11 protein-coding genes are annotated in these 11,659 nt (G+C 51.1%); 5 read left to right on the forward strand and 6 right to left on the reverse strand.

What is annotated here, in order from left to right:
- Nucleotides 1-22 precede the first annotated feature (22 nt).
- The 6 genes from ACESY8_RS04480 to ACESY8_RS04505 all read right to left on the reverse strand — a co-directional run bounded on the left by ACESY8_RS04480 (nucleotide 23) and on the right by ACESY8_RS04505 (nucleotide 7,234).
- Nucleotides 23-1,267 (reverse strand): MFS transporter, encoded by a 1,245-nt coding sequence (locus tag ACESY8_RS04480; protein ID WP_434307997.1) that lies wholly within the window; start codon nucleotides 1,265-1,267, stop codon nucleotides 23-25.
- 48 nt (nucleotides 1,268-1,315) lie between these two features.
- On the reverse strand, nucleotides 1,316-2,605 hold the full coding sequence (locus ACESY8_RS04485) for an amidohydrolase (protein ID WP_434307996.1): 1,290 nt from the start codon (nucleotides 2,603-2,605) through the stop codon (nucleotides 1,316-1,318).
- Between the two features lie 17 nt (nucleotides 2,606-2,622).
- On the reverse strand, nucleotides 2,623-4,056 hold the full coding sequence (locus tag ACESY8_RS04490; RefSeq protein WP_007495246.1) for an aminotransferase-like domain-containing protein: 1,434 nt from the start codon (nucleotides 4,054-4,056) through the stop codon (nucleotides 2,623-2,625).
- A 121-nt stretch (nucleotides 4,057-4,177) separates the two neighbouring features.
- Nucleotides 4,178-5,878 carry a recombinase family protein gene (locus ACESY8_RS04495; RefSeq protein ID WP_204681318.1) on the reverse strand — a complete coding sequence of 567 codons (1,701 nt, stop codon included), beginning with the start codon at nucleotides 5,876-5,878 and terminating at the stop codon, nucleotides 4,178-4,180.
- Entirely contained in the window at nucleotides 5,875-6,222 is a 348-nt protein-coding gene (locus ACESY8_RS04500) for a helix-turn-helix domain-containing protein (protein WP_338154733.1), read from the reverse strand. Before ACESY8_RS04500 ends, ACESY8_RS04495 begins: the two co-directional genes overlap by 4 nt.
- A gap of 310 nt (nucleotides 6,223-6,532) precedes the next feature.
- Nucleotides 6,533-7,234: a helix-turn-helix domain-containing protein gene (locus tag ACESY8_RS04505; RefSeq protein WP_204681322.1), complete on the reverse strand. Its 702-nt coding sequence runs from the start codon at nucleotides 7,232-7,234 to the stop codon at nucleotides 6,533-6,535.
- A gap of 244 nt (nucleotides 7,235-7,478) precedes the next feature.
- Here ACESY8_RS04505 and ACESY8_RS04510 point away from each other — a divergent pair, with 244 nt between their 5' ends.
- From ACESY8_RS04510 to hsdR, 5 genes are all read left to right on the forward strand, one after another.
- Complete coding sequence (locus ACESY8_RS04510) at nucleotides 7,479-7,838, forward strand: cysteine-rich VLP domain-containing protein (RefSeq protein ID WP_441316695.1); 360 nt, start codon at nucleotides 7,479-7,481, stop codon at nucleotides 7,836-7,838.
- Between the two features lie 116 nt (nucleotides 7,839-7,954).
- Nucleotides 7,955-8,353: a replication initiator protein A gene (locus ACESY8_RS04515; protein WP_204681325.1), complete on the forward strand. Its 399-nt coding sequence runs from the start codon at nucleotides 7,955-7,957 to the stop codon at nucleotides 8,351-8,353.
- Nucleotides 8,354-8,672: 319 nt separating this feature from the next.
- Nucleotides 8,673-8,846, forward strand: coding sequence for a hypothetical protein (locus ACESY8_RS04520; protein WP_204681326.1), 174 nt, complete (start codon nucleotides 8,673-8,675; stop codon nucleotides 8,844-8,846).
- Between the two features lie 238 nt (nucleotides 8,847-9,084).
- Nucleotides 9,085-9,300: a helix-turn-helix domain-containing protein gene (locus ACESY8_RS04525; RefSeq protein ID WP_204681327.1), complete on the forward strand. Its 216-nt coding sequence runs from the start codon at nucleotides 9,085-9,087 to the stop codon at nucleotides 9,298-9,300.
- 14 nt (nucleotides 9,301-9,314) lie between these two features.
- Complete coding sequence (gene hsdR, locus ACESY8_RS04530; RefSeq protein ID WP_204681328.1) at nucleotides 9,315-11,657, forward strand: EcoAI/FtnUII family type I restriction enzme subunit R; 2,343 nt, start codon at nucleotides 9,315-9,317, stop codon at nucleotides 11,655-11,657.
- Nucleotides 11,658-11,659 lie beyond the last annotated feature (2 nt).

Genomic DNA, 11,659 nt, shown 5'->3' on the forward strand with positions numbered 1-11,659 from the left:
GACTGGATACCAGCTCTTTTGTTTACTTGTTCAGTGCTTTCTGCTTTTTCATGCTGCGGTTCCAGATCATAATACCCACAATACCGATGAGCATAATGATACCGACGGCAAGGAAGTAATACTTATAGCCCGCTTCGGTAAATGTATCCAGGATGATACCGGCAGTCGCGGGGCAGACCACCTCGGGCAGATAGCCGATGGTACAGATCACGCCCACGGCGGTGCCGGAGACCTCCATGGGAATACCGCCGTCATCCATCAGGGAGAACACGATGCCGTAGTTGCAGTACATACCCACATACACCAGGGCGCACAGGGCCACAAAGACGGGCACGCTCATCTTGGGGAACAGGGCGATGGCAAACGTACCGACCGCCATGATGGCAAAGGCGATGGTCATGATCCTGGGCCGGCCCAGACGGTCTGCCAGGACGCCGCCGCCCACAGAGGCAAAGGGACGGATGTAGTCCGCCATAATCGTTACAATGGTGCCGCCCACCATGGCCACGCCCAGAGTAGAGGTGGCGTAGGGGTTGAAGTAGGCATAGGACATGTTCATGACATAGGTGCAGCACAGGATCAGGCAGAGGATCCACACCTGGGGCAGCTTCATCACGGTCAGAACCTGCTTGAAGTTGAAGCGCTCGGACTTGTCAGAGGTCTCAGGATCCTTAAAGAAGAGGAGCACTAGGATGCCCAGCACAATCACAACGACAGAGTAGAAGATGATGCCTCCCTTGAGGCCGGCGGCGCTGCCACGCTTGCTGGTGATGGCGGTGATGATGGCCAGAGCGATAGCGAGATGGGCCGCGTTGGTCACGCCGCGTCCAGCCTCCATGAAGCCGTAGGCCTTTCCCTGCTCCTCAGAGGAGGCCAGACTACGAATACCCTTGACCAATGCGGGCCAGAACGCAAAGAGCGCTGTAAAACCCCACACCAGGTAAATCACCAGGAGCATGGAATAGTTGGTCACGAACAGGTGGCAGAATCCAGCCACCCCGGTCAGGATCAGTGAGATGGAGATCAGCTTCTTGGGAGAGATAAAGTCGGCTACGACACCGCCGAACAGATAGGAAATCATGCCGAATACGCCAAAGATGGAGCCCAGCGAGCCCATCTGGGTGTTGGTCAGGTTATACGCCTGGAGATACGCGTCATAGTAATAGGTCCTGAAATAAGGCAGTCCGTAGATCAGGGAGCCGGCCACTGCCAGAATGATCAGCCGCCACATGTTCCCCCTCAACTTGGATACAACTTTCTCAGCCATCGTTCTCTTTACCTCCTAATGTTTTTACACTGTCCTCTTCTTTCTAAGTCAAGCATCCATCCCATGGAGCTCCTCCAGGGCATACACACACAGCTCCATGGCGGCCTGCAGACAGTCCTCGTCAAAGTCAAATTCGGGATTGTGAACGGGGCCGGTGGTATCCGCACCAATGCCCACATAGGAGCCAATTCCTCCGTTCTGCTGTACCTTGGTCAACATTACGGCGGCGTCATCCGTACCGCCGACATTGCCCTCAAAATATACTGTCTGGAACCAGGGCACCTTTTTGGCCGCCCGCTGGACAACCTCCATCATGGCATAGTCGCTGGCGCCTGCGGGCACCTCTCCGTAATCCACATAGTGATACTTGAGGTCGTAGGCCTTTGCAGTGCCCTCCAGAATATCGAAGATCCGCTGGCCCGCGTATTCGGAGATCGCGGGCTTCTGCCCCCGGTACTCAATGCGCATCATGGCGTCCGGCGCAATGGTATTGGCACACACACCGGCGTGGATCTCGCCCACATTCACCCGGCACAGGCCCTCCTCGTGGGGGGCGATGCTGTGGATGTTTAATGCGGCGGAGCAGGCGGCCAGCAGGGCGTTCTTTCCCTCTTGGGAGGCCCCGCAGGGGTGGGCGGCCTTTCCCTCCAGATAGACATCCAACTGCCGGTCGCTGAGGAAATCCCGGCACCCGCAGGCTACGGCATGGGAGGGCAGAGGCTTGTTCTCCGCGCTCAGGGCGATATGTACCGCGATAAAGTTCATCACGTCGTCCAGGTGCCCCTTATCCACGATGGACTGGGCGCCATAGAACGTCTCCTCGGCAGGCTGGAAGAAGAGCTTGATCTTTCCCTTCAGCTCCCCCTTCCGTTTCATCAGCTCTGCGGCGATGCCCAAGCCGATAGCCGTGTGTCCGTCATGGCCGCAGGCGTGTACTGACTGGGGGTTGCAGGAGAGATAGCCCTCGTCACAGGGGCGGTATCCCGGCCTCTGAGGTTCGTCGTAGGGCAGGCAGTCCATCTCAAACCGCATCGCGGAGACAGGCCCCTCCCTTCCGGTGTCCAGCACCGCCATCACGCCGGGCCAGCCCTGGGTCCGCTTCACAAATGCCGGATCGGCTCCCTGCCGGACGGCTCGCTCCATCTCCTGACGGATCTGCTCCTCGCTCAGCCGCTCAGGCTCCCCCACGCTTCCGGGCTCGATCACGTCCGGTCCCATGGCCACATCATACCCCATCCCGGTCAGTATCTCGGCCACCCGGGCGCTGGTTCGAAATTCCCGCCAGCCGTTTTCTGGGTATTTATGGAACTCTCTCCGGTACTCTGTTAACTGGTTCATGCTATCCCTCCACAGGTTTATTCCACGCTGTGTTCCAGCGCTTCACTCAAAATTTGGACACCTCGTTCAATGTCGGCATCGCTGATATTGGAAAAGCACAGCCGAACATGACCGCCGCCCTCATAGCCCTTCGGGTAAAACAGGAAGCCGGGCATAATTAACAGCCCGCGGCTCTCCGCCTCGTGATACAGCCTGCGTTCATTGATGCGTTCTTCGAGATCACACCAGAGAAGCAGCCCACCCCGGGGCTTGGTATAGGTAATCCCCTTGTCCGCAATCCCGTCCAGACATTGGCAAAGGAGATCCCGCTTGTGCGCATAGTGCTTCACCAAGTGTCCGATATGGGTTTGATAATATCCGCGCTCGATATACTCATTAAGAATATATTGCCCTAGGCTGCTTACAAAGGTCTCGTCCACAACAATGAGCCGTTCCAGCGTTTCGATCAGGTCGGTAGGCCCCACAATATACCCCGTCTTAATCCCATAAGGAAAGGTCAGCGTGAAGGAGTCGATATAGATCACCGACCGGTACCGATCCTGAGCGTACAGGCTGGGAAGCCGGTTTCCTTCGTATCGAAAATCCCGCTGGGAGTCCTCTTCGATGATGGGAATACAATACCTTCCCGCCAGCTCCAGCAGCTTTTTCCGTTTCTCCAGGGACATCACAATGCCCGTAGGATTGTGATAGTTTGGCATGGTATAGATGAATTTCGGTGCGTATTTTCGGATCGCTGTCTCCAACTTGGCCAGATCCATCCCGTCCGGCTCCATCGGCACTGTTACGAGGTTGATCCCCTTGTTGCGGAAAATGCTGGCGTTGTCGGGTACCACCGGCTCCTCTGCTATCACGTAGTCCCCCTCTTCCAGATAGAGTGTCATGATATGGCTCAGTGCCTGATTGGTCTCGGCAACCAACTGAATATTCTTTGGGCTGACGTACATGTTCTCCTGAAAAAGTACAGAACAGATGTTTTTCTTCATCCGTTCGGCCTCGTTTCGCGGCTCCCGGGACATGTTCTGCAGAATCTTCTCTACGCCCTCTCTGGGATAAGCCGCATCATCCATGATGATCCCGCCCATCGAGATGCATTCCTCCCGCTCCGACCGGCTGAAGATGTCCAGAAACAGCTTCTCCTTGTCCGTAAAATGATAGCGAATCATTTTCTCCAGCGGGAAAAAGCGCTTGAATGGCACTCCGTCGTCGGCAATCTCCTTGACAAAGTAACCCTTCGGCCGCTTCGAGGAGACGATCAGATATCCCTCGTCAACCAGCTCTCCATATGCCTTGATGACGGTATTCCGATGTATATCCAGCTCTCCGGCCAGCTTTCGCTCTGCCGGCATCTTGTAGCCAGGGCTGAGCTCCCCCGATAAAATCAAATTCTGAATGGCGCATTTTATTTGGAGATAGATGGGGGTCTGGCTGCTGCGATTGATCCTGATGTTCATCCTTCTCCCACCTGCCGCCCAGCCCCTCTCTTTTGTGAAAAGTGTCTTGTGCACTCTCCAAGTATGTCTAACAATTTGTGAGAATTATATCAGTATCTTTCCTCAAGCAAAAGTACCATATTTATTTTTTGGTATAGTCCAAATCTTTTGCTGTATACCAAAATACCCCCAGAGATAAAATTGATTCAAAATTGTACATAATAATACCCTTTAAAGTTTCTGTCCCAGAACATGGTATCCGGGGTGTGTCATAATTACTGGTACCCACATCAGCGGATTGAACACAAAAAGAAAGACACGACTTTCGTCGTATCTTTCTTTTTGGTGGAGCGTCCGCAACCAACGACGAACACAAATTATGGTTGGCCAGGTCGTCATCCAAGCCCTCCTCGATCTCGTCCAGCAGGATGTCATCGATGACAATCGGCTTATCGCTGCCGTTTAGAATCAGGGTGAAGGTTTCGTCAAACAGATAGACGGCCCGAAGGAAGATATTGATAATTCCCCGTTTTGTATTCTCATCATTCTTATCGCCGTGTTTGAGCGCATAGAGGTACGCCCTGATGTCGGGCGCACTCAGCCTGACCTGCTTGTTCATCTCAATGGCCAGCTGTGCTTGTAGCTCTTCTTTTTCTTTCTGGCGCTTTTCAATCCGCTCGGTAATCATGTCAGCAGCCTGCCCTTTCTCCAGAGCTTTCCAGAGATTTTCGATGGCAGTATCAGCTTCCTGAATGGCAGCTTTGATTCTCTTGACGGAAATTGTGTCCCAGTCGGACTCACAAACTGCGGCTACTGAGGCCGCGATATGCTCGATATTGCTGTCTGTCAGCAACTTGCGGCATTCCAGCACCACACGGTTTTCTATCTTCTCTTTGTTGATAACCTTCTTTTTGCACTTGCGCCGTTTGAAATTATTGCAGGCATAGTAGTGATACGCCTTGCCGGATTTTCCTGTACCGCCGTAACCGGTCATCATCTCCCGGCAGTAGCCGCAGAACAGCTTGGTGGTCAGCAGATATTCCTCCCTGCCCCTGGAACGGGCAGGGGCTTTTTTGTTGCGATTCAAAATGTGCTGCACCCGCTCAAACAACTCGTCCTCCAAAATTCGGGGCATCCCATTTGGAGTTTCCACCCCTTTGTAGATGTAGTAGCCGATATACCGTCGGTTCCGCAGCAGACGATGCAGGCTATTCTTGTTGAACGCTTTTCCCTGGGAGGTCTTGATTTGTCTGGCGTTAAGGGACTGGATAATCTCCGTCACAGTCTTTCCGCTGGCATACTGTTCAAAAATTTCCCGGACGACCGCAGCACCCTCCGGATCAATATGAAACCGTCGTTCTTCATCCACACGGTAGCCAAGTCCCGGATTGCTACCGTTGCTCAAGCACTTCTCAGCATTGATGTCCATACCCCGGCGAATCTTTTGGGAAAGCTCTGCGGAGTAGTATTCTGCCATACTTTCCAGAACACCTTCCACCAGGATGCCGCTGGCATCATCGCTGATGTTTTCCCGTGCGGAGATCACTCGCACACCGTTCTTTTTCAGTTTTGCCTTGTTGATGGCACTGTCATATCGGTTGTGGGCAAAACGGTCAAGTTGGTAAACCAGAACACCCTCAAAGGTATGCTTATCACTGTCGGCAATCATCCGCTGGAACTCGGCGCGGCTGTCGGTGGTTCCGCTCTGAGCGCGGTCAATATACTCTCCGACAACGAGATAGCCATTGTTTTTAGCATACTCATAGCAGGTATGGAGCTGTCCCTCAATGGATTGCTCAGTCTGGCTATGACTGGAGTAGCGAGCATAGATGACAACATTCATTGTTTCGCCTCCCCAAACATCCGCAGCAGTGCTTCCTTGAGTCGTGCATTCATAGGAGATGTGGGGTCAAAGCACATTTCCACAAACTTCTGCATCTGGGAGTCGTTCTGCTGAATTTTAGGCTTGTACTCATACAGCTTGCCCTGAGGATTGTCCGTGCGTCCAAAGATATAGTCCATAGATACATCAAAGTAATCCGCATATCGGGTAAGTGTTTCAAATGTCGGTGAAGCCTGATTCAGCTCATAACGGTTCAGGCTGGATTGCTTGACGCCGACGATCTCGGCCATTTTAACCTGGGATAGCTTGACGCTTTCCCGCAGAGACCGCAATCTTTCTGCCACTTCCTTCAAGAGATACACCCCCATTTGTCAATTTCATTTTATCATATATGAGAATAATATTAAACCCTATATTAACATAATTGTAATGATAAAATGCTGTTAGCGCATAGTTTTCAAATACCACGTTTTTAAGGAGAGCATATTGACGCAAGCAATGCTTGTGGCTATCCACAGCCACAAGCTTGCTTGTTGAGGGCAGTGCCCCCAAGCCCCCTTTAAACGCAGAATTTCATTCTGCGGCTACGCGTTCTGCGAACGCTTTTTTATCTATGTCCCCTCGTATTTACTGACTATAAATATTGAACGCCTGTTACCAAGCGAGACGTTCTTTGTTTGCTTCATAAAGCCGCTCCGGCAGCTTGCGCAGATAGGTGTTTAATGCACCAATCGCGTTTTCCATGTGAACTTGGGAAATCAAATCATACTCCACAGAACAATATCCGCACGCATCCAACACTCGTTGAGCTTCTTCCATCTGCTCGGATTTTTCCTCGCGTATTTGTGCCGAAATACTGTCGTGAGTGACCTGGTACATATGATAGGCAAACAGGCTTTGTTTGATTTTTTCCATTACAATTTCGAACTCCGTGCTGGTGAGAAAATCATTCAGAACCACTGTGTCTTTGGTAAAATACATCTGCGGCTCTTCTTCGTTGCTGGAATTTTCTTTGCATCGAACCAATTCTTCGATTGCTCCGTCGCACAGCCCCAGCTGTTCGGAAATATCATGGTATTCCCGTTTGCGAGAATTAGAGAGTCCCAGCAGATACTCCACCGACACATCATAAAAATCCGCAAAGGCGACCAGATACTCGATGCTCATGCTGCGGGTACGGCCATACAGAGAATGTACTGGATCGTTAATTTCATAATTTTTAAGATTTGTATGGCTGATGTTGATGCCACGCTCTGCAAGTTGCTTGGAAAGCTGTTCAAAGGACAGCTTTTTTTCTTTGCGCAAATCTTCCAGCCGCTCTTTGGTCAGCGTCATCCCCGCTTCGTCATACAGCATGAGTTTATCCCCCCGTCTATATATAAACTATAATTTATATTCATGTATTTTTTGAAACTAAAATAATTCGTGGTTGATATACCGCATTCAGACTTTTTCTACGGTATAATTCAATTATAGTTTATGGTTTACGTTTATTATAAACCATAAATCTTATAAAATCAATTCTCTACATGAAATGGAGGAAAGCGCATGGAAAAATGCCTGCATAAGCGGCAACCGAAAAGCTGGGAGGAAAAACAATTTGTCAATTCAAATGACACCCAAGCAAAGGAGAAAAGCCAATGCGCTGATTCGAAAATCCTGCTGTAATTATGACGGCGGCAATTGTATTGCGCTGGATGATGGCGAGCTTTGTGTCTGTGTACAGAGTATCTCTTATTCTCTGTGCTGCACCTGGTTCCGGGATTGGGTTCTGCCGGGCGCTCCAGCCTTACAAACTGAAATCACCAAACCCAAGGGAGTGAAGCTATGCTCAGAATGTGGTGCGCCGTTTCTGGCAAAATCCAACCGCGCCAAGTATTGTCCCGATTGTGCCCGCAAGGTACACCGCCGTCAGAAAACAGCAAGTGACAGGAAACGGAGGTCAAATACGGACAAATAGAGCTTCCAAAAGCCGGATATATGCTCGGTTTCCAGCCTGGCAACCATGGAGGTGAATAGCAATACCCCTTATCGCTCAGAAATCACGTTCTAATTGTCCGCATGGAGGTACCTGTCATGGCTACAAAACCCTTTTACATTCATCAGAAGCCACCGGCCCAAAGTTTTATACGACTACCCAATTTTCTGTTTGAGGCACCAAGTTTTTGCTCCTTGTCAAGCGAAGCCAAACTGTTGTATGCGATGATCCTGCGTCGAACGGATTTGTCCCGCAAAAACGGATGGGCCGACGATTATGGCAAAATTTATCTGTATTACCCCATCAACGAGGTGTGTGAACTGCTGCACTGTGGTCGTCAAAAAGCGGTGGACACGCTACGGGAGCTGCAATATGCAGATCTTGTATCCATCAAAAAGCAGGGTTATGGAAAACCCAACCGTATCTACCCAAAACACTATGAAGCGGTTTCGAACACCGACTTCAAGAAATCCGGTTACGGAACGCCGGAAGTCTGAATAATGAATTCGACAAGTACGGTAATCCGCTTTGTTGAAGTGCGAAAACCAGACGGAAGATAAAAAGAAAAAGATAAATATACCCAGTTTAATTCGATTCATTCCCTTCCTATCCGAGCTATTTTGTGCGGGCTTTTCCGGTGAAACCCCCGGAAGGGAAGGGATGGGAAAGGAGCTCTATGAGAATTTTCTCAGGTTTTGAAATTATCTGTTTCCCCTCTGTGTATGGGAACAATCTTTGGCAACTGTGTATCGTCGGAAAGGAGTGTGAGATGGACTGAGTTGAGCCGGAAAGGTTTCGCTGTTGGGGCAATACACTATGGCCAGCCAGGAAAAACGTCAAAATCCATACGAGATCGAACTGCCACAATCCATCATTGATTCCTTCGCCCGCTTCCTCGCACCTGAAATCCAGAAATTATACGCCAGCAAAGAAGGGCGGAAGGAATTGGAAACATGGAAAAAGAAGTATTCTGATAAAAGTGAGGAGTGAAGTAAAGTTCAAAGATAATATGCAAAGGGATGCCCTGTTCTGGGGCATCCCTTTTTGTCGCAGTAATCAGGAGGAAGGGTTTGTTCCATAGGGGTACGTCGCATTCCGCGACGTACCAGTTGGAATCGAAGGTGTGCCAAAAGCAAATTGAATATTGAGATATTCAATTATGAATTGAAATCTTTTTCGTGTTATGATAAAATGGTACATAACAAAAGGGTAAACAAGGAGGAAGATTATGCCTGTTTCTTATAATAAACTATGGAAAATTCTCATCGACGAAGGAATGAGCAAAACAGATTTAATCAAAGCCTCGAAAATCACCACGAACGCTATGGCAAAACTGGGAAAAAACGAAGATGTACGCGTGGAAGTACTGGTTAAAATCTGCCGGGCACTGAACTGTACATTGGATGATATTGTAGATATTTTACCGGATCATTCCGTAAAGTGAAGGGAGGAATGGATATGAGTCCCGTTTTACCCAAACATCAAATGAGCGAAGAAGATATTAAACTTCAGTATATTACTCCGTCCATTACCTCCAAGTGGAGCCGGGATAAAATCACCATGGAAACCCGCATCACAGACGGGAAAATCAACTTAAAAGGTAATTTTGTGTTTCGTGAAAAGCCAAAGCGGGCGGACTATATCCTCTACCTCAATGCGAACAATCCCATTGCCGTTGTGGAAGCTAAAGACAACACTCACAGTGTTTCTCACGGGTTACCGCAGGCAATGACCTATGCCAAGATGCTGGATGTGCCCTTTGCGTACAGTTCTAACGGTGACGGCTTTGCTGAACATGATTTTCTTACTGGACAGGAACGAGAATTTGGTCTGGATGAATTCCCAACAGAACAGGAACTTGTTGCCCGATATAAGCAGGAATCCGGCTTGACACCTCAGCAAGAAACATTACAGGAGCAGCCCTACTATACCAGCCAGAACACCTACCCGCCGCGCTATTACCAGCGCAACGCCATCAACCGCACGGTGGATGCCATCGCCCGGGGGCAGCAGCGGCTTCTTCTGGTCATGGCCACCGGCACGGGCAAGACCTATACCGCCTTCCAGATCGTGTACCGGCTTCTGCAAAGCGGCATGAAGCGAAAAATCCTGTATCTGGCGGACCGGAACATTCTGGTGGACCAGTCCATCCAGCAGGACTTTGCCCCGCTGGAGAAGGTTACCCACAAAATCAACGTGGCGATGGATGACAAAAGCACCATCACGTCCCACGAGGTTTACTTCTCGCTGTATCAGCAGCTGGTGGGCGACGATGACCAGGAGCATTTCAGCGAGCTGTTCACGCCGGACTTCTTCGACCTGATTATCGTGGACGAGTGTCACCGCGGTTCCGCCAAGGAGGAAAGCCGCTGGCGCAGGATTCTGGATTATTTCCAGTCGGCCACCCAGATCGGCATGACCGCCACCCCCAAGGAGACCAAGTACATCTCCAACCTCAGCTATTTCGGGGAGCCGGTCTATACTTACAGTTTGAAAGAGGGCATCGAGGACGGCTTCCTCGCACCCTTCAAGGTTATCAACGTGATGACCGACATTGGTGAGGGCTGGCGGCCGCGCAAGGGCCAGCGGGACATCAACGGCGAGGAGATCCCCGACCGGGTCTACACCAACAGCGATTACGACTACAACATCATCATTGAGGACCGAATCCGGCAGGTGGCTGAGGAGATTACCAAGTATCTGAAAAACACCGACCGCATGGCAAAGACCATCGTGTTCTGCGCCACCGAGGATGCCGCCCTGCGTATGCGGGATGAGCTGGCAAAGCTCAACGCGGATATGATGAAGGAGAACCCCGACTATGTGGTGCGCATTACCGGCGGGGATGAATACGGCAAGGGAAAGCTGAAGTATTTCATCTCGGTTTCGTCGCCCTATCCAGTGATTGCCACCACCTCCAAGCTGCTGTCCACCGGGACGGACTGCAAGATGACCAAGCTGATCGTGCTGGATGAGATGATCGGCTCCATGACCGAGTTCAAGCAGATCATCGGCCGCGGCACCCGGCTGCGGGAAAAAGAGGGCAAGACCCATTTTGTGGTCATGGATTTCCGCAATGTGACCCGCCTGTTCGCCGACCCGGAATGGGACGGCCCCATCGAAATTAACGAGGGCTTTGTGCCGGGCGCGAAGCCCGGCGACCGCAAGGACCCGCCGAAGGAAGAAGGCGGAGATGACAAGGACCCGCCGCCGGAGCCGAGGAAAAAGCCCATTGTGGGCCGGGACGGCTGCCAGGTGCAGATCATCCACAAGACGGTGTCGGTGTATGACGCAAACGGCAAGCTGCTGCGGCAGGAAAGCATTGTGGACTACACCAAGGAAAACATCCGGGGCGAATATGCGTCGCTGGATAACTTTATCCGACAGTGGTCGGCGCAGGAGAAGAAGGAGCAGATCCGCGATTTGCTCCACGAGCGGGGCATCGACCTGGAGCTGATGAAGGCGGAGCAGAACATGTCGGACGTGGATGACTTCGACTTCATCTGCCACGTGGCCTTCGACAAAAAGCCCCTCACCCGCAGAGAGCGGGCCAACAACGTGAAAAAGCGGGACTTCTTCAGCAGATACAGCGGCGCGGCCCGCGAGGTGCTGGAGGCCTTGCTGGACAAGTACATGAACACCGGCATCTATGAAATTGAAAAAACCGAGATTTTGAAGCTGGACCCCTTCATCCGGCTTGGCAAGCCTGCAAAGATCGCCTCGTATTTCGGCGGCAAGCAGGGCTATCTGAAAGCGGTGGAGGAGCTGGAGCAGGCGATTTATGCGGACGAGGTAGTGTAAGT

Origin of the sequence: Clostridium sp. ATCC BAA-442, assembly GCF_964239415.1 — a bacterium.
Classification (GTDB): Bacteria; Bacillota; Clostridia; order Oscillospirales; family Oscillospiraceae; genus Flavonifractor; species Flavonifractor plautii.

Coding starts and splice junctions, on each gene's coding strand:
- ACESY8_RS04520 (WP_204681326.1), top strand. CDS start 8,673: ATGGCCAGCCAGGAAAAACGTCAAAATCCATACGAGATCGAACTGCCA.
- ACESY8_RS04485 (WP_434307996.1), bottom strand. CDS start 2,605: ATGAACCAGTTAACAGAGTACCGGAGAGAGTTCCATAAATACCCAGAA.
- hsdR (WP_204681328.1), top strand. CDS start 9,315: ATGAGTCCCGTTTTACCCAAACATCAAATGAGCGAAGAAGATATTAAA.
- ACESY8_RS04490 (WP_007495246.1), bottom strand. CDS start 4,056: ATGAACATCAGGATCAATCGCAGCAGCCAGACCCCCATCTATCTCCAA.
- ACESY8_RS04480 (WP_434307997.1), bottom strand. CDS start 1,267: ATGGCTGAGAAAGTTGTATCCAAGTTGAGGGGGAACATGTGGCGGCTG.
- ACESY8_RS04505 (WP_204681322.1), bottom strand. CDS start 7,234: ATGCTGTATGACGAAGCGGGGATGACGCTGACCAAAGAGCGGCTGGAA.
- ACESY8_RS04495 (WP_204681318.1), bottom strand. CDS start 5,878: ATGAATGTTGTCATCTATGCTCGCTACTCCAGTCATAGCCAGACTGAG.
- ACESY8_RS04515 (WP_204681325.1), top strand. CDS start 7,955: ATGGCTACAAAACCCTTTTACATTCATCAGAAGCCACCGGCCCAAAGT.
- ACESY8_RS04525 (WP_204681327.1), top strand. CDS start 9,085: ATGCCTGTTTCTTATAATAAACTATGGAAAATTCTCATCGACGAAGGA.